The organism is Arthrobacter sp. 001422645 (assembly GCF_059816125.1).
Map to the genome: position 1 here is coordinate 69,360 of NZ_JCBANT010000013.1, position 16,298 is coordinate 85,657.

Below are 16,298 nucleotides of genomic sequence, written 5' to 3' on the forward strand. Positions count from 1 at the left end.
GGCCCCCGGTCAGGGCCCCCGACGCCGGGGCCGTACACAGCCGCCGTCAGGGGTTCGGTTCAGACTGCTGCCACCATCTCAATCGCGACCGTCTCGATGATCCTGGTCGATGGCTCACCGATCAGGGCCGGCGCCGTCACCCCTGTTTTCCATGTGTCGTTCTGCAGCCGGCCGAGAAAATCCACGGCCGCAGCCTGCGTATCGAAATCCATCTCGAGCATCACGTAGTCCTCCTGGTCCAGCGGACGCGAGATCCGGTAGGACCGCACCCCGGAGGCGGCACGGTTCAGCGGGTCGCTGTCGAAGGCCCTCCTCCACATGCCGAAATCCCGGACCCGGTGTTCGATCTGCAGGGTAATCATGGAGCACTCCTGTCGACAGTTCTAGAAGCCCAACTGTAGGCCTGAAAGGCCCTCCAAAGTAAGGAGCCGGACCGGAGTGGTTTCCGGATGGATGTGTTAAGGATGCGTTCCGGGTTGCCCGCTTCGGGTGGCCGCTGATCGGCTCATCCCCCGCGGGTGATGCTGACCTCCGCGGCGGCGGGATACGTTGCATGGCGGGTGGCGGAGACCGGCTGTCGTCGCGTCACCCAGCACATAACCGATTCAGCAGCCAACCGTCTCAGCACACAACCGCCGCGACCAGATGGAGACATGACCATGGCCGAAGAAGAAACCCCCGTCCTCGACGCACTCGCCGAGATCACCGCCGTATCGATCGACCGCTGCAACCTCGATGACCGTGAGATCATGCTGGCCCGGATCGCTGCGCTCGTGGCAGTCGACGCCCCGCCCGCCTCTTACCTGCTCAACGCCGGTACCGCGAGCGGCGTCGGCATCACCTTGGAGGACGTCCAGGGCATCCTCATCGCCGTCGCGCCGGTGGTCGGCACTCCCCGGGTTGTGGCGGCGTCCGGCAACCTCGCCAGCGCGCTGGGCTTCGCCGTTGCCGTGATCGAGGCAGAGCTTGAAGCCGAGCTCAACGCCGAGTCCGAGGGCTGACACCGGCCCGGCGACGTCCCGGGCCGGTGAGAGGGGTTCGCGACGCCGGTAAGATTTGTGCAGTGACCCTTCCTGATTTGCGCCCCCAGCCCGTCACCGTCTCCGTTGTGCGGACAGTCCAGCCTGGCCGGACCCGGCAGGCCAGCGCCTGGGCCCATGCCGGCCAGGAACTGGCCCGGGAGTGGCCGGGTTATCTTGGGTCCGGCTGGGTACGCTCGGCGGCGGATTCGAACGAATGGCACATGCTGTACCGCTTCGCCGATGCGGCTCTGCTGAACGACTGGGAGCAGTCGGACGAGCGGCGCTGGTGGATTGACAGCGCGGCGGACCTCGTGGAGGTCACCCAGATTGAACGGCGCACGGGCATCGAGGGCTGGTTCGCCCAGCCCGGCGATGCCCTTGTCACCGTGCCCGAGACCGTGGTGCCACCCCGCTGGAAGCAGATGGTCAGCATTTTTCTTCCCTTTTTTCCGCTCAGCCTGCTGGCCAATTTCCTGCTGCACCCGCTGACCGGTGACTGGCCGCTGCCCCTGCAAGTGCTGCTGGCCGTCTGCCTCCTCACCCCGCTGATGACCTACGTCTTCCTTCCGGTGACCACCAGGCTCCTGGGCCCCTGGCTTCGCAGCAAGCGCTGAAGAGGGCTACGGGCGCTGGAAGATATTCAGAATGTTTCCCTCGCTGTCCAGGAACCAGGCGGCTTTGCCCATCGGGGTGTCCGCGATCCCGTTCTCAGTCTTCAAGCCCGGAAAGTCGTACTCTTCGAACACAACGCCGCGTCCGCGGAGGTCCTCAACTTCGGCGTCGAAGTTGTCCGTTCCCCAGCCAATCTGGGTGTTTTTTGCGGTGCCCGCAAAGTCGGTCCGGTACAGGAGAAATGCTGTTCCATTCCCGCACCGGTAGATGAGGTTCTCCTCGTCCGCGGCGTCGGAGGGTTCCAGCCCCAGCACGTCACGGTAATAGGTCCTCGCCCGGGCGATGTCCTTGGCGGGGAGGACGGCGGTGATTTCAAGATCCTTCAGCATGACTAATTTCTCCCTCGTGATCAGCGTTGATCATCTTCCTGGAAGCCACCCAGCCCTTGGCCATCATCCTGCCCAGCACCGGCGCCGGCCACCCCTGTCAACGCTCGAAAGGTGCTGATGCGCACTATCCTAGGCTTGGGCCCGGGAGAGTCAAGACTGGGCGGAATCCGCCGCCGTCGAGGTATTGGCACGGTCGGCCGCGGGGTGCTGGCGCCGGCTCGCCAGCAAGAAGGGCGCCGCGATCAGCTCGATGACGCCGGCAATCGCCAGGGAGGCGGGATAGCCGTACACATCGGCCGCCCGGCCGAGCAACGGCTGGACCACCACGCCGCCGCTTGATCCCATCAGCGAGTCGAAGCTGAGCACTGTTGCGCGCTGTTTCGAGGTGATCATGTCGTTCAGATAGGCCTGGCGCACCGGGGTGCCCGCCGAGGACACCAGCGCCCAGAGCGCCAGCAGCGCCAAAGCCACCCAGAAAATCCGCGTGAACCCGAGCACAACCAGCAACAAGGAGCTCACGACGCTGCTCAGGATCAGCACCGTCGTGCGACGGCCGACCAGGCGCCGGATACGGGGCGCCAGCCAGCCGCCAAGCACTTGCGCGCCAGCCACGATGGCCGCCGCCAGGCCCGCCACCGAGTACGCGCCGGGATCGCCAAAAAGCTCAAGAAGGTACGGCTGAAGGGCGTAGAAAACATAGATTCCGACGCCGGCGCTGAACGGCGCGGCCAGCATCACGTAACGCACAGGCGGGTTTTTCAATCCGTTCTCGATCGAGGCGTCAAGTACGGCCCGGGTCGCGTGGAGCGGATGCGCGGAGCGCTCCGGGGTGAACCCGACGTCGCGCATGAGCCAGAAGGCCACGGCGAACATGACCAGCAGCACTCCCACACGCAGCAGGAACGGCACGCCGAGGTCGGTGGCCTGCGCGATCACTCCGCCGGCGACCGAGCCGGCGAGCATCGCCACACCCGACACCATCAGTCCCCTCCCGAGCACCGTCTCCAGCCCGCCCTCGTACCCCGAGAACCGCAACGCGTCGACGAGCCAGGCCTCCACGGCTCCGGAGAAGAAAGTGAAGCCCAACCCGAGTAGAACGGACACCACCGCCCACCACCAGAAGGGGGCGGAAAACTGCCAGAGCAGGTAGTAGAGGTAAGTGGAGATGGCCAGTGTCGCCGTGCCGAGCAGGAACGACACGCGCCGGCCCCACCCGTCGGCAATCACTCCGGTGGGCACCTCGAACAGAACCATCCCGGCCGTGAAAAAGGCGTTTGCCGCAAAAGCCTCCAGATTGCTGAGTCCGGCGTCCAACAGGAAGAGGGTGTTGATCCCCCAGATGAACGAGGCCGCAAGGGTATTGCCCAGCGTCAGCGTGAGGAAGATGCGCTGGATCTTTCGAGCGGCGGCGTTCATCACCTCGCCGTCCCCGCCGGGGCTAGTGGGGAGCACGTGCCCATTCTCGTCCCCTTGCCCGGTGCGCGCCAGAGCAGCGGCTAGATGCGCAGGAGCATCCGGACCAGCGGCGGCGGCTCAGCCAGCGGCGGGCACCTCGAGGTGGACGCTGACCCGGTCTCCCGCTTCGGTGTCCTCCCGGACTACCGCCGCCACCTCCTCCGGAACCGTGAGGAAGTGCCACCCGGCTTCGCCCGGATAGAGCCACAAGCGGGCCGTGAAGGTGTACTGCAGCACCATTGTCTGATTATTGCAGGATGGCGTTCGCCGCTGGGGAGGCCCTCTTCTTCGCTAGAGTGAGCCGCCCGCAGCCTCCGGTGTGCCGGTGTCCTCGGGGGGTCCGCCGTGGCCGCCTCTGTGGCCGTGATGACCACCGTGGCCTCCTCCCCCGTGCTGGCCGGCGTCCCCCACCCGTTCGCGGGCCAGGAAGGTCTCGACGTCGAACAGGTTGTCCGCCCGGCGGGCGACGTTCAGCAGCGTGGACATCGAGGCGACCTCCTCGACCTGCTCCTTGAGGAACCAGAGCATGAACTGTTCACCCAGGGGATCGTTTTCCGCCCGGGCCGCGGCAAAAAGTTCCTTGATGCGGTCAGTGACCTCAACCTCCTGGGCGAGGGCAAGGACCAGGGGTTCCTCTGCCGAGGTGAAGTCGTTCCGTACCGGGTCGATCCCCGGGATGGTGATCTTGATGCCACGGTCCAGGATGTACCGGACCATCATCATGGCGTGGTTCCGCTCCTCCAGGGATTGGCGGTAGAAGTGCTTGGCAAGCTGGGGAAGGTCCTGCCCGTCGAACCAGGCGGCGATGGCGATGTACTGCTGCGACGCTGCGAACTCATTGCCGACCTGGCGGGTCAGAAGCTCGTTGAATTGTGGGCTCATGGTGCTCTCCTCGAGGCGGTGTTCAACGGTGTGGACCTGGGGCGCCAAGGTTCTGCCGGGTCAAGGTTGTGCGGAGTCCGGGACTGCCGGAGGGCCTGTTACGAGCGTCCTCCGCTTTGGATCCCTGCGTCAAGGCACATTCCTTTCGCATCCGTTGATTGAACGAACCGGCCTTCGTGCCGTTCCCGCCGTCTGTTGACACGAGCAGTTGAGGGTCTGATGCTGGGCTGACCCGGTATTGCCGGGCCTCGGCGGGGCAGTCAGCAGCAAGCAGGTGGAGCATGCCCGTCGCCGTCCTTTTGAACGCAGGGATAACAACAAGGAGCACCCCATGCATATTGACATGCCGACCCGGTACGACTTGGAACGCCTGGCGGCTGTACGCGATCCGCACAGCGTCACCATCTATCTTTCGACAAGCAGCGTCCCGGCCGATTCGGAGAAGAATCAGACCAAAGCGCGTTCTTTGTTCGGTTCTGCCATCAAACAGCTCCAGGAGGGAAGCGGCAAAGAATCCGTCGCTGCCATAGAAGCGTTTCTCAACGAACTGTTGGAGGCCCCGGAGTTCTGGTTCGATATGGGCCGCAGTTTAGCCATCTTCGCGACGCCGACGTCGGTTCTTGAGTTCCGTTTGCCGAACGATCTCGAAGACCAGGTGAGCGTGACTGATCGGTTCGCCATCACACCGCTCCTTCGCGCCATAACGTTCCCCAACGCGGCGCTTGTGCTCGCGATCTCGCAGAACGGGGCCCGGCTCATTGAGGTCTCGGCCGACCGGCCGGCCGAAGAAGTCACCGTCCCTGGAATGCCGGCTGACGCCGCAAGTGCCGTGGGGCTCGATTCGATCGGCGGTCGTTCCCCCTCCGGGCGGCTGCAGGGCGACGAGGGACGAAAAGTGCGGCTAACCCAATACGCCCGGTCCGTGGATCACGTGCTTCGTCCGATGTTGAACGGACAATCCCTGCCGCTGGTGATCGCTGCGGCGGAGCCACTCAGGAGCATTTACCGCAATCTCACGGGATACGCGCACGTCGCTGCCGAGGTCATCGAAGGTAACCCGGACGAGCTGACCGCGACCCAATTGGCGGACGCCGCGCGCGGTGTGCTGGACCGGATTTACGCGGCCGATCTTGTGGCCCTGCAAACGACGTTTGAAGAACGCCGCACCAACTCTCGCGCGGCGACGGATCTGAGCGATCTGGCACGGGCCGCTGCCTTCGGCGCGGTGGAGACGCTTGTGGTGGACATGGACGCGGCGGTCAACGGTTCCGTCGGGGACGACGGCGTGCTCACCCTGGACGCGGACGCGGGCAACAATGTGATCGAGGAAATCGCCCGGCGGGCACTCGGAACGGGTGCGCGGGTTCTTGCCGTGCGCCAATCCGACATGCCGGAGAAAGCGCAGGCCGCAGGAATTCTTCGCTACGCCGTCTGACCCCTGAGCGCTACTGGAGCGTAAAGCACCGTCGGACTCGGAATGCATCGTGCCGGCGAAACCAGACCGACGTGATGAGAGGAAACCATGGCGCCTGACGGCACCAACGCGGACGGGCCGGGCGAAATCATCGCGGCGGGCAGGCCACCCAGCGGCGCTTCGGCGGCGGTCACCACGATGATGCGTCGGGGCAGCGTCCCGGGTCTTTCGATGGCGGTGGTGAATCGGGAGAGGGTGCTCCTCGCCGCCGGTTACGGTCTCGCCAACCGTGCAGCGAACAGGCCCGCAACCGCCTCGACGTCGTATCTGTGGTTCTCCATGTCCAAGATCGTGACGGCGACGGCTGCGCTCCGGCTGGTGGACGAGGGCCGCCTCGATCTGAGGGCCCCGATCGGCGAGTACGTTGGGTACCTTCAGGCGCCGGGGACCTCGACGCCGCGTGTGGGCCAGCTACTCAACCACACCGCCGGTTTCGGCAACCCGATGCCCGTCCGCTGGGTTCACCCGGCCGACGCGGATCCGCCGGACCCCGGGGCCATGCTCCGGCGCCTCATGAGCAGGCGCCGCGCCTACCGCTACCCGGCCGGGCAGAGCGCCAGGTATTCCAACGTCGGCTACCTTGCCGCCGGGGAGGTCATCGCCGCCGCGGCCGGGGTGCCCTTCGAGGCGTATGTCCGGCAGTCCGTCCTGCGACCCGCCGGCATGGAACACACCGGGTTCCGCTATGAAGAGGGCGCGGACATTGCGACCGGGTATGTCAAGGCGCCCCGGATCGTGGATCCTTTGCTCCGCGGCCTGTTGCCCGGCGGGATCGCCGGCGACCGCCACGGGCAGTACCTGTCACTGAATCCGTTCTACGTGGACGGACCCGCCTACGGTGGCCTGGTGGGCGACGTTTTGGACGCCGGCAGGTTCCTTCGCCTGCACCTTCGCGACGGCGAGATCGACGGCGTCCGGGTCCTGTCCGCCCAGGCCGCCCGCCGCATGCGCTCCATTGACCAGGCGGGCAAGCCCTTCGACCACGGAACCGGGTGGTTTCGCCGGCCCACAAAGGCCAACGGGGACTGGGTGGAGCATTTCGGCGCCGGCGCGGGCTTCTGGAACGTCATGCGCCTTTACCCCGACCGCGGTCTCGGCGTCGTCGTGATGAGCAACAGCACCCGCATGTACGACTTCGAACCGCTCTTCGCGCTCCTGGCATCAGCCTCGTGGCCCTAGTCGCGGTCGGTCAGGCGCCGTGCCCGCCCGTCACTGCCTTCGACAAAGTGCTCCTTGCCCTCATCGGCGCCGGTCCAGCGCCTCAAGCAGCCGCCTGACCGAACCGCCGAGGTTCCAGTCAGCCGCGAGACGCTCCAGCTCGACGCGGGACTCACCGGCGACGGGCCGCAGTTCCGCGCCGGCCTCCTCAAGCGTGGGCAGCTCGAGGTCGCGCACCACACCCACGACGGCGGGAGCGACCGCAAGGTAATCCGCGGCCGCCGCGAGCTTCGACCGCACGGACGCGGACAGTCCGCTTCCAGCATCCGCCGCCGCCGCGAGCAGCCCGTCAAGGGTGCCGTAGTCTCCGAGCAGGGACGCGGCGGTCTTCTCGCCGATGCCGGCGACACCCGGCAGACCGTCGGAGGTGTCGCCGCGGAGGGTCGCGTAATCGGCGTACTGGACGGGCAGCACGCGGTACTTTTCGACAACCACCGCGTCGGTGAGGACTTCGAGGTTCCTCATGCCGCGCGCGGTGTAGACCACCCGCACCTGACGGGCGTCGTCGACCACCTGGAAGAGGTCGCGGTCCCCCGTCACGACGTCGACGGGAAACTCCGCGTGACTGGCATAGGTGCCGACGACGTCGTCGGCCTCATGACTGGCGGCCCCCACGACGGCGATGCCCGCCAGATCGAGCACCCGGCGGATCATGGGTATTTGCGCCGTGAGTCCGTCCGGCACGATCTCCACATCGGGGGCACCCTCCACCACCTCGGCGACCCGGTGTGACTTGTACGTCGGGATAAGGTCCACCCGCCACTGCGGACGCCAGTCGTCGTCCCAGCACGCCACGAGGTGCGTCGCCTCGTAGTCGGCGGTAAGCCGGGCGATCATGTCCAGCAGGCCACGCACGGCGTTCACCGGCGTGCCGTCGGCGCGGCGGATCGTGTCGGGCACGCCGTAGAAGGCGCGGAAGTACAGCGACGCGGTGTCGAGCAGCATCAGGCGTTGGGACATAACTGATCCTGACACGGCCGCGCCTTGGCGCGCTGGACCGTCCCTTCCGTGTTGTCATCGGCGGTCACGGCGTTACGGACGCGCCGTCCAACCGACCGCTATGCTCCCTTTTCTGTGGCGGCCTCAGTGAAGAGAGCCCCCTGCGCAGCTTCGGAACCCGATTTTCCGCCGCCGGCGCCGCGCAAAATGAAAGCGATACCGACGGCGGTCGCCGCACCGGCCAGTGGCCCGGCGACATACACCCAGTAGTGGCTGAAATTTCCGCCCACAAGATCGGGCCCGAACGTTCGTGCCGGATTCATCGATGTGCCCGAGATGGGACTGCCCCACAGACCGGCCACGGCGATGTAGCCGCCTACCGCGAATGCCCCGAGCAGCCCGATGTTCTGGGCCCCGGAGGCCGTTCCGAGGATGACGCTGACCAACGCCAGCGTCAGCAGCGCCTCCATCCAGAACGCGGCGCCCGCAGAGTAATCCGCAGCCGGGTAGTTCGAACCGAAGGTGGCGGAGACGCCGATCACGGCCTGCAGCAGCAGACAGGCCAGCGTCGCGCCGAGGAGCTGAACGACAATGTAGCCCGGCACCCGGCGCCATGGGAAGTCGCCGCGGAGCGCGAAAGCGAGGCTGACTGCAGGGTTCAAATGGGCACCCGAAACCTTGCCCATGAACAGGATGATCCCCATCACCATCAAGCCTGGAGCCACCACGGCCGCCGTGCGGCTGATGACACCGGGGAAGGCCTGGCTCATCATTCCACCCCCGGCAGCCACGATGACGAGCAGAAATGTGCCATACAGCTCCGAGAACAGGCGCCGCCATTCCTGGCGTGGATCACCGAAATCCTGGATTCGTAGCAGGAGGTTCTGTTCGACGGTTCCCAGCTCGCTGGCGAGGTTTCGCTCATGCACGGGGGCTTCACGCGCACCCTTGCGTCCGTTTCCGTCCTTGCCCTGATTTTCCGCCATGGCCTTCGCCTCCGCCGGGTGCTGGCTTAGTGATCTGACGTGCCCGGCGCGGGCCGGCACCGCAGAAGCCCAATGTACCGCCGCCAGGGCCGGCTGTCATCGCAGTTCTCGTTTCTGTTCGGGGGAAGATAGCGCTGCCGTCCGCAAAAGCATCCGGCCGGGCATTTTCTGAGGACATCCGGGGAACAACGTCCTACGATTCAGCCATGAAGCAAGAGACGTGGAAGAAGTATTCCGAGTGGCCCCTCGTCGGCGCGGCCTTCCTTTTCCTGGCGGCGTATTCCGTTCTGATCATTGCGGAACCGCCCGCCCCCTACGCGGACGCTCTGGTGATTGTCATCTGGACAACATGGGCTGCCTTCGGCATCGACTACGTCGTGAAACTGCTCCTGGCGCCCCGGCCGGGTCGATGGTTCATCCGCCACCCTTTGGAGTTGCTGATGGTGGTGCTCCCGGTGATGCGGCCATTGCGGCTCCTGCGGCCCTTCACGTTGCGTCAAGTGATGGACCGTGCACCGGGAACGGCCATCAGGGCGCGCGTCATGGCCTACGTCATTGCATCCGCCGTCATTCTTGTCTACACCGTGGCCCTGAGCGTCCTCAGCTTCGAAAAGGGCGCCGAGAACGCGAATATCACTACGATGGGTGATTCCCTGTGGTGGGCGATGGTCACCATCACCACCATTGGTTATGGCGACTTCTATCCGGTCACCGTCCTTGGTCGTTGGGCTGCGGCCGCGCTGATGATCGGCGGCTTCGTCGTCTTGAGTATGGTCACCGCCACTGTGTCTTCCTGGCTGGTTGAAAGCGTGGCGGCCGCAACCGCCGCGCGGACGAAAGCCGGCGAATCCGCGAGGAGCGAGGAGCTCGCCCGGCTCACGGCGCAGATCGAGAGGCTCCATCACCGGCTGGCCCCGGGCCCGGAGGAAACCGGCGCCGGCCACACCGATGTCAAGCCACGCAGGGAACCCGGTTAGGGGTTGCAATGCTGCCGGCCACGCGGGCCACGCTTCAGCAACGAGTGGTGCGCCGGCAGTGCGTTGACGATTGGGCGCTTCGAGGCCAGAATCGCATTGTGACGGCGGTCGAGATACGTGACTACGCAGCCATTTTTGATGAGCACGGAGCCAAGGCGCCTTTGCGCGCTCAGCCGGGACTGGCGCCGGGCACCTAGTGCCGGTGGCAGTTCCTGACGTAAGTGGGAGGTCGCCGATCATGGCCGAAACCAAAGTCAAGCACCCGAGCGTCGAGGAACGTCGCGCGAAGGGCAAAGGGTGCCGGGCGCAGACGCCCGTGTCAAGCCACACAGGATGGACTCCGGCTGACGACCGCCCCGATCCGGTCGCGCTGCTCGAAGAACAGAACCTCACCCGGGAACAGGACCTGGTGCCGGTGCGTCACGGCCGGATGCTGGTCTCGCCGTTCACGTTTTACCGCGGTGCGGCCAAGATCATGGCCGCCGACCTGAAAGACACCCCCCGGGCTGGCCTGGTGTCCCAGCTGTGCGGGGACGCCCACCTGTCCAACTTCGGCGTCTTCGCTTCGCCGGAGCGGACCCTGCTGTTCGACCTGAACGACTTCGACGAGACACTCCCGGGCCCGTTCGAATACGACGTCAAGCGCATGGCGGCGAGCTTCACCATCGCGGCGCGGAATAACGCGTTCACCGCAGAAGAAACACGGGATGTCACCGTCGCCGCCGTGCGGGCGTACCGCGAAGCGCTGGCGGAGTTCGCGCAGATGGGCACCCTGGACATCTGGTACGCCCGCCTGTCCGAAGAGCAACTCCTGGAAACTCTGTCGTTGGCCGTGTCAAGCCAGAAGGGCAAGGCCCTCAAGAAGGCCGCCGCGGGCATGGAAAAGTCGGCGCGGCAGAACGTCGCAAAGGCCCACACCCGTGACAGCCTGCAGGCGCTCTCCAAGCTCGCCGAGCGCGTGGACGGGAAATACCGCATCGTCAGTCAGCCGCCCATGGTCGTCCCCGCCCGGGAACTGGGCAAGTCCTACGGCATGTCCGGCAATGAAGTTCAGCGCGCTATTCGCTCGCAGCTTCGTTCCTACCGGGCCACGCTGCCCGACGACCGGCGTATCCTGCTTGAGCGTTTCGAAGTCATCGACGTCGCCCGCAAGGTAGTGGGCGTCGGCAGCGTCGGCACCCGGGCGTTCATCGCCTTGCTCCAGGGGCGCGACGAGCAGGATCCGCTGTTCCTGCAGGTCAAGGAGGCTACGAGGTCTGTACTCGAGGACCATTTGCCGAAGAGCCGCTACAAGCAGCCGGGCGAGCGTGTGGTGCAGGGGCAGCGGATGATGCAGGCCGCGAGCGACATCTTCCTCGGGTGGACCAAGGGGGAACAGGACAACCGGTACCTGTACTGGCGCCAGCTGCGTGACATGAAGGGCTCAGCCGTGGTGGAGACGATGAAACCGCTCGGCATGACGCTCTATGCCCACGTCTGCGGATGGACCCTCGCCCGTGCCCACGCCCGGTCCGGCGATCCGATCGCGATCGCCGCTTACCTGGGCAAGAGCGATAAGTTCGACCGGTCGATCACCGACTTCTCCGAACGCTACGCCGACCAGAACGAACAGGACTACCAGGCCTTTGCCGACGCGGTTCGTACAGGCCGGCTGGAGGCAACCGACGCCATCTAGGCCGCCGGCGCCGGTGCGGCTACCGGGTTCGGCACAAGGTCAGTAGCCCGGTGGCAGCGGCGGGACTTGGTCATCTTTGCCGACGTTCTGAATGCCGACCGGTTCGCCCGGCCGGGCACTGGACTTCCTGGTGATCAACCAGGTGATGAACCACAGCACAACGCCGATCGCCATCAGGCCCCCGGCGATCTGGTACTGGATGACAGGCCGGCCCACCCACGGACCGGCGAGGAAGGCACACAGCAAGGCCGCCACGACCGGAAGCTGCCCCGGCGAGGTGAAGAACACCTGACGGCTGGGGTCCCGCTTGCGGCGCAGCACGAGGCAGGCCACATTCACCACGGTGAAGACGCACAGCAGCAGGAACGCCGTCGTACCCGAGAGGTTCGCCACGACGTTGCTGTCCGGGTCGCTCGTGACGTACCAGATGAGTCCCAGCGCGAGGATGGTCGAGAACGCGATTCCGGCCCACGGCGTGCGGCGCCCCGGGAGAACCCTTCCGAGCTGCCGCGGCAGGACATTCTGACGGGCCATGCCGTAGATCAGGCGGCTGGCCATCAACATGTTGATCAATGCGGTGTTGGCGACGGCGAAGACCGCGAGGAACGGAAAGACCTTGTCGATCGGGAAGTCCGGCGAGCCCTTATGTACCACTTCGAGGAGCGCGGCGCCTTCGGCTTCCCTGATCCCTTCGAGTTCGGCGGGCGTAAGCACGGTAACCACGGACACGGCCACCAGCATGTAGAGGATCACCGCGATGCCGAGACCGGTCAGCATGGTCCGGGGGAAGATCCGCTCGGGATTCCGGGTCTCCTCGACCATGTTCACCGAGTCCTCGAAGCCGACCATGGCAAAGAACGCGATGGAGGTGGCGGCGGTGACTGCCAGGAACAGGCCCTTGTCCTGGGAGTCGGTGAAGACTGTGATCTCCGCGAAGTTCCCCGTTCCCTGGGCCATCACGAAAAAGCCGACGCCGATCACAATGCAGAGAGCGGTCATCTCGATGAGGGTGAGCACCACGTTGAACTTCACGCTCTCGCCCACGCCGCGCAGGTTGATCGCCGCCAGGAGCAGCATAAAGCCCATCGCGACGGCGGTGATCGCTCCCTGTCCTGGCATGCCCATCCAGCCGTTGACCACGAGGCCCCCGAAGAGGTTTTGGGCGAGCACGTTTGCGGAAGTCGAGGCGCTTGTGATGCCGGAGCAGACGACGGCGAAGGCAACCAGGAAGGTCACGAAGTGGATCCCGAACGCCTTGTGGGCGTAGAGCGCTGCACCGGCTGCCTGCGGGTACTGCGTGACAAGCTCAAGGTAGGAGAAGGCGGTCAGCGTCGCGACGATGAACGCAAGCAGGAACGGCAGCCAGACGAGGCCGCCGACCGTGCCGGCCATGGTCCCCGTAACGGCGTACACACCGGCACCGAGGATGTCTCCGACGATGAACAGGAGCAGGAGCTTGGGCCCCAGGACCCGCTTGAGTTCCGGTTCATCACCCTCGGGAGTTGCGTCGAACACCTTGTCTTCAGTTGTGCTCATGGGTGACCTCCAAGCAGTTGCGCGGGTCCCTCATGAGCCGCACCGGACCCTCAACAATGTGAATTACCTCACCTTGTACCCCTCACGTTGCTTTGGCAACGACCAGTGACCAGAACCGCCGAGCCCAACGCCCGACTTTTGCCCGGCCAGGCCGGCTTCTTCGAAGAGCGTCGCGGCCAGGCCCGCTGCTGGTTCTTGCCGGTGCGTTTGCCTGACACCTACTGGACCGCGTTTCCTACTACGCTGGATCCCAGACCTAGGGACAGGAGGCTGTGATGGCCGGGACGACGTTGGCCGAGGTAACGGTGGCCGAGGTGTTGGCCGAACTTGCCGCGCTCGAGGACCCGAGGGTCCGCGCAGTGAACGAGAGGCACGGTGACGATCACGGTGCGAACCTCAGCAAACTGCGCGCGATCGCGAAGCGGCTGAAGACCCAGCACGAACTTGCGCGCCAGCTCTGGCAGACGGGTGACACGGCGGCACGTCTGCTCGCAATCCTGATCTGCCGTCCGAAGGCGTTCGAGCGGAACGAGCTGGACGTCATGATGCGCGAAGCCCGCGCTCCGAAGGTGCAGGACTGGCTCGTCAATTACGTGGTGAAGAAGAACCCGCACTCCGAGGAACTGCGCCTGGCGTGGTCCGCCGACCCGGATCCGGTGGTGGCGGGTGCCGGCTGGGCGCTGACCACCGAACGCGTGGCGAAGAACCCGGTGGGTCTGGACCTCCCGGGACTGCTAGACCTCATCGAGGCGGAAATGAAGGACGCCCCGGACCGCCTGCAGTGGGCCATGAACCACTGCCTGGCTCAGATCGGGATCGAGCACGCGGAGCACCGAGCCCGGGCACTTGCCATCGGTGAGCGCCTGGAGGTGCTCAAGGACTACCCGACTCCCCCGGGCTGCACATCGCCGTTCGCGCCGGCCTGGATCACCGAGATGGTGCGCCGGCAGCAGGACAAGTAGGACGCCTCCCGCCACGCCGGCGCCTCGGAGACGGCTTCAGTTTCCTACTGACGCGCGGAGCGGGCATTCGATACACTCAGGGTCCCACGGTCCATCAACCCGGCGGTTCGCCTAGACGGACGAACCGCAGGGCTGAGCAGAGAGGCCAGCCATGGACTTCGCGCCGGAACTTGAGAATCCGCTGGATCCCTTTCCCCACTACGGGCGGATGAGGGAAGCTGCACCCGTCTTCCACGACGAGCAGTCGGGGACGTGGCATGTCTTCCGGTACGACGACGTGCAGCGGGCGCTCTCCGAACATGCCAGGTTTTCCTCCCGGATGGGCGGCGACGATCCCTCCGAGACAGGTCAGCTGTTCGCGGCCAGCCTGATCACCACCGACCCGCCGCGGCACCGGCAATTGCGCTCGCTGGTAGCCCAGGCGTTCACGCCGAAAGCCGTGGATGCGCTTGCTCCCCGCATCTCAACGCTCACGGACGAGCTGCTGGAGGGGATCTTGTCCCGCGGAACAGCGGATCTGATCCAGGCATTGGCCTACCCGCTGCCGGTCATTGTGATCTCGGAACTTATGGGCATTCCCGCCGAGGACCGTGACCGCTTCAAACAGTGGTCCGATGTCATCGTCAGCCAGACGCGGGCCGGTGGGACGAACGAGGACCACCACGCCACCAACATGGAAATGACCGGATACTTCCTGAACCTGATCGAAGAGCGCCGGAGCCGGCCCGGCAACGATTTGATCAGCAACCTGCTCTCCGCCGAGATTGACGGGCAGAAACTGAGTGTGTCCGAACTGCTGGGCTTCTGCAGTCTGCTGCTCGTCGCCGGCAATGAAACAACGACCAACCTGATCGGCAACGCCGTTCTCAGCTTCACCGAAGTGCCCGGCACCATCGAACGCCTACTGGCGGAACCGTCACTGATACCTCAGGCCATAGAGGAAGTGCTCCGCTTCCGCTCGCCCGTGCAGTCCATGTATCGCGTGACCGTTGCTGACACCACCCTGGGCGACGTTCAAATTCCGGCCGGTGCCCCGCTGGTGGCCTGGATCGGCTCCGCGAACCGCGACGAGCGCCAGTTCCAGCACCCTGACCGGTTCGACGTCGACAGGGGCCAGATCCGGCATCTGGCGTTCGGCCACGGCATTCACTTCTGCCTCGGTGCACCGCTGGCCAGGCTCGAGGCAAAGATCGCACTGGAAGCCGTCCTGTCCCGACTCCCCGGGCTGGCCCTCGTCCCGGGAGCCCCCCTTGAGCGGATGGACAGCACCATCGTCTATGGCTTGAAGACGCTCCCGGTCAACTGGCACGCAGCCTGAACCGGACGAACCCGGCAGGCCCCCTGTCCACACGTTGGTTGGGGCCTGCGCAACCTTGGAACAGTGGCCGCCTACCGTGGTTCCGGATACGATCCGAGCTCGAATGTGTCGCCGTAGACGGACCAGCTGAACGGCGGGATGAGCTCCAGGTTGCCAGCCTTCAGGAGTCCGTAGTGGATGCCCTGGCGCCCGCTCCGCTGGTAGTCACCCCAGGCCTTGAGGATCCTCACCCGGGCATCCACCACGGCGGAGAGGTACTTGGACTCGTCCCCGCCCTGGGCCGGGGGGCGGCGCGCTTGCCGGGCCGCGGCCAGAATGCCGCCAAACGACTCCTCCTCGTCCCCAGGTCCGTGGTTGACAGATACGTCGTAGTAGATCGCAAGCCCCAGTGGCCCAACCCCGTCCCGGGTTGCTTCCTCCAGCGCTGGCCCCCAGTAGACCCGGTCCCGTTCCTCCTGCTGGACCCGCTGGAAGGCAGGGTCACCTGCCGCCGAGCTCCAGTCCGCCACGAAGGACGGGTCCAATAGCCGGTGGCTCAGCGCAGGCCGATCTCTGGAGCCCGCGTCCATGATCTGCTCCAGCAGGCGCGTGTACTGCCCCAGCGGATTTCCCGGGGCGGCCTTTGTGTATGACTGCAAAAGCTCGAGCATGTCGCCGGTGCCGCTGCACCAGCCCACCAGTCCGGCGGTGTAGCCCCGGCCGTCACCGATGTCCTCGATGTAGCCGAAGGAGGTGGTCCAGTCCGGAGTGGAGTTCTCGGCGGTGGACGTGAGCTGGAGCGCTATCTCCTTGAACACAGGATTCGCGATATCGGCCCGGGCTCGGGCCTGCTCACTGACCTGCTGGCCCCTTC

17 protein-coding genes are annotated in these 16,298 nt (G+C 65.6%); 8 read left to right on the forward strand and 9 right to left on the reverse strand.

Translation table 11 applies throughout. The features are described from left to right. Window positions 1-59: 59 nt before the first annotated feature. A complete protein-coding gene (locus tag AC6EUH_RS13665; RefSeq protein WP_144669986.1) occupies window positions 60-362 on the reverse strand; it encodes a hypothetical protein in 303 nt (100 codons plus the stop codon). Window positions 363-659: 297 nt separating this feature from the next. Here AC6EUH_RS13665 and AC6EUH_RS13670 point away from each other — a divergent pair, with 297 nt between their 5' ends. Both AC6EUH_RS13670 and AC6EUH_RS13675 read left to right on the forward strand, forming a co-directional pair. Further along, a complete protein-coding gene (locus AC6EUH_RS13670) occupies window positions 660-1,001 on the forward strand; it encodes a carboxymuconolactone decarboxylase family protein (RefSeq protein WP_056432235.1) in 342 nt (113 codons plus the stop codon). Window positions 1,002-1,063: 62 nt separating this feature from the next. Then, window positions 1,064-1,636, forward strand: a complete 573-nt coding sequence (locus AC6EUH_RS13675; RefSeq protein ID WP_499738960.1) for an antibiotic biosynthesis monooxygenase — start codon at window positions 1,064-1,066, stop codon at window positions 1,634-1,636. Window positions 1,637-1,642: 6 nt separating this feature from the next. Here AC6EUH_RS13675 and AC6EUH_RS13680 read toward each other — a convergent pair whose 3' ends face one another. From AC6EUH_RS13680 to AC6EUH_RS13695, 4 genes are all read right to left on the reverse strand, one after another. Next, on the reverse strand, window positions 1,643-2,023 hold the full coding sequence (locus AC6EUH_RS13680) for a VOC family protein (RefSeq protein WP_056432002.1): 381 nt from the start codon (window positions 2,021-2,023) through the stop codon (window positions 1,643-1,645). Between the two features lie 150 nt (window positions 2,024-2,173). Further along, the gene (locus AC6EUH_RS13685; protein ID WP_499738995.1) at window positions 2,174-3,439 is read right to left on the reverse strand and encodes an MFS transporter; all 1,266 of its coding nucleotides are present in this window, start codon (window positions 3,437-3,439) and stop codon (window positions 2,174-2,176) included. A gap of 117 nt (window positions 3,440-3,556) precedes the next feature. After that, a complete protein-coding gene (locus tag AC6EUH_RS13690) occupies window positions 3,557-3,718 on the reverse strand; it encodes a DUF1905 domain-containing protein (protein WP_499738961.1) in 162 nt (53 codons plus the stop codon). A 51-nt stretch (window positions 3,719-3,769) separates the two neighbouring features. Beyond that, window positions 3,770-4,360 carry a ferritin gene (locus tag AC6EUH_RS13695; RefSeq protein WP_499738962.1) on the reverse strand — a complete coding sequence of 197 codons (591 nt, stop codon included), beginning with the start codon at window positions 4,358-4,360 and terminating at the stop codon, window positions 3,770-3,772. Window positions 4,361-4,691: 331 nt separating this feature from the next. Between AC6EUH_RS13695 and AC6EUH_RS13700 the strand changes: the two genes are divergently transcribed. After that, window positions 4,692-5,795, forward strand: a complete 1,104-nt coding sequence (locus AC6EUH_RS13700; RefSeq protein ID WP_056431994.1) for a baeRF11 domain-containing protein — start codon at window positions 4,692-4,694, stop codon at window positions 5,793-5,795. 87 nt (window positions 5,796-5,882) lie between these two features. Continuing rightward, complete coding sequence (locus AC6EUH_RS13705) at window positions 5,883-7,013, forward strand: serine hydrolase domain-containing protein (protein ID WP_499738963.1); 1,131 nt, start codon at window positions 5,883-5,885, stop codon at window positions 7,011-7,013. A gap of 60 nt (window positions 7,014-7,073) precedes the next feature. Here the strand turns inward: AC6EUH_RS13705 and AC6EUH_RS13710 are convergent, their stop codons facing one another. Both AC6EUH_RS13710 and AC6EUH_RS13715 read right to left on the reverse strand, forming a co-directional pair. Continuing rightward, window positions 7,074-8,012 (reverse strand): 5'-3' exonuclease, encoded by a 939-nt coding sequence (locus AC6EUH_RS13710; protein WP_499738964.1) that lies wholly within the window; start codon window positions 8,010-8,012, stop codon window positions 7,074-7,076. Window positions 8,013-8,110: 98 nt separating this feature from the next. Beyond that, window positions 8,111-9,037 carry an MIP/aquaporin family protein gene (locus AC6EUH_RS13715; protein ID WP_499738965.1) on the reverse strand — a complete coding sequence of 309 codons (927 nt, stop codon included), beginning with the start codon at window positions 9,035-9,037 and terminating at the stop codon, window positions 8,111-8,113. Window positions 9,038-9,183: 146 nt separating this feature from the next. Here AC6EUH_RS13715 and AC6EUH_RS13720 point away from each other — a divergent pair, with 146 nt between their 5' ends. Together AC6EUH_RS13720 and AC6EUH_RS13725 are read left to right on the forward strand one after the other, a co-directional pair. Beyond that, window positions 9,184-9,954 (forward strand): potassium channel family protein, encoded by a 771-nt coding sequence (locus AC6EUH_RS13720; protein ID WP_499738966.1) that lies wholly within the window; start codon window positions 9,184-9,186, stop codon window positions 9,952-9,954. A gap of 238 nt (window positions 9,955-10,192) precedes the next feature. Next, window positions 10,193-11,629 (forward strand): DUF2252 domain-containing protein, encoded by a 1,437-nt coding sequence (locus AC6EUH_RS13725; protein ID WP_499738967.1) that lies wholly within the window; start codon window positions 10,193-10,195, stop codon window positions 11,627-11,629. A 39-nt stretch (window positions 11,630-11,668) separates the two neighbouring features. Here the strand turns inward: AC6EUH_RS13725 and AC6EUH_RS13730 are convergent, their stop codons facing one another. After that, complete coding sequence (locus AC6EUH_RS13730; protein ID WP_499738968.1) at window positions 11,669-13,165, reverse strand: APC family permease; 1,497 nt, start codon at window positions 13,163-13,165, stop codon at window positions 11,669-11,671. 275 nt (window positions 13,166-13,440) lie between these two features. Between AC6EUH_RS13730 and AC6EUH_RS13735 the strand changes: the two genes are divergently transcribed. Together AC6EUH_RS13735 and AC6EUH_RS13740 are read left to right on the forward strand one after the other, a co-directional pair. Further along, the gene (locus tag AC6EUH_RS13735; protein ID WP_499738969.1) at window positions 13,441-14,127 is read left to right on the forward strand and encodes a DNA alkylation repair protein; all 687 of its coding nucleotides are present in this window, start codon (window positions 13,441-13,443) and stop codon (window positions 14,125-14,127) included. A gap of 151 nt (window positions 14,128-14,278) precedes the next feature. Then, window positions 14,279-15,445, forward strand: a complete 1,167-nt coding sequence (locus tag AC6EUH_RS13740; RefSeq protein WP_499738970.1) for a cytochrome P450 — start codon at window positions 14,279-14,281, stop codon at window positions 15,443-15,445. A gap of 71 nt (window positions 15,446-15,516) precedes the next feature. Here AC6EUH_RS13740 and AC6EUH_RS13745 read toward each other — a convergent pair whose 3' ends face one another. Further along, window positions 15,517-16,242, reverse strand: coding sequence for a chitosanase (locus AC6EUH_RS13745; RefSeq protein ID WP_499738971.1), 726 nt, complete (start codon window positions 16,240-16,242; stop codon window positions 15,517-15,519). Window positions 16,243-16,298 lie beyond the last annotated feature (56 nt).

Excerpts from the sequence above, each read along its gene's own strand:
- AC6EUH_RS13725 (WP_499738967.1), top strand. The coding sequence starts at position 10,193 with ATGGCCGAAACCAAAGTCAAGCACCCGAGCGTCGAGGAACGTCGCGCG.
- AC6EUH_RS13685 (WP_499738995.1), bottom strand. The coding sequence starts at position 3,439 with ATGAACGCCGCCGCTCGAAAGATCCAGCGCATCTTCCTCACGCTGACG.
- AC6EUH_RS13740 (WP_499738970.1), top strand. The coding sequence starts at position 14,279 with ATGGACTTCGCGCCGGAACTTGAGAATCCGCTGGATCCCTTTCCCCAC.
- AC6EUH_RS13690 (WP_499738961.1), bottom strand. The coding sequence starts at position 3,718 with ATGGTGCTGCAGTACACCTTCACGGCCCGCTTGTGGCTCTATCCGGGC.
- AC6EUH_RS13710 (WP_499738964.1), bottom strand. The coding sequence starts at position 8,012 with ATGTCCCAACGCCTGATGCTGCTCGACACCGCGTCGCTGTACTTCCGC.
- AC6EUH_RS13665 (WP_144669986.1), bottom strand. The coding sequence starts at position 362 with ATGATTACCCTGCAGATCGAACACCGGGTCCGGGATTTCGGCATGTGG.
- AC6EUH_RS13735 (WP_499738969.1), top strand. The coding sequence starts at position 13,441 with ATGGCCGGGACGACGTTGGCCGAGGTAACGGTGGCCGAGGTGTTGGCC.
- AC6EUH_RS13720 (WP_499738966.1), top strand. The coding sequence starts at position 9,184 with ATGAAGCAAGAGACGTGGAAGAAGTATTCCGAGTGGCCCCTCGTCGGC.
- AC6EUH_RS13730 (WP_499738968.1), bottom strand. The coding sequence starts at position 13,165 with ATGAGCACAACTGAAGACAAGGTGTTCGACGCAACTCCCGAGGGTGAT.
- AC6EUH_RS13705 (WP_499738963.1), top strand. The coding sequence starts at position 5,883 with ATGGCGCCTGACGGCACCAACGCGGACGGGCCGGGCGAAATCATCGCG.
- AC6EUH_RS13700 (WP_056431994.1), top strand. The coding sequence starts at position 4,692 with ATGCATATTGACATGCCGACCCGGTACGACTTGGAACGCCTGGCGGCT.
- AC6EUH_RS13695 (WP_499738962.1), bottom strand. The coding sequence starts at position 4,360 with ATGAGCCCACAATTCAACGAGCTTCTGACCCGCCAGGTCGGCAATGAG.
- AC6EUH_RS13680 (WP_056432002.1), bottom strand. The coding sequence starts at position 2,023 with ATGCTGAAGGATCTTGAAATCACCGCCGTCCTCCCCGCCAAGGACATC.
- AC6EUH_RS13670 (WP_056432235.1), top strand. The coding sequence starts at position 660 with ATGGCCGAAGAAGAAACCCCCGTCCTCGACGCACTCGCCGAGATCACC.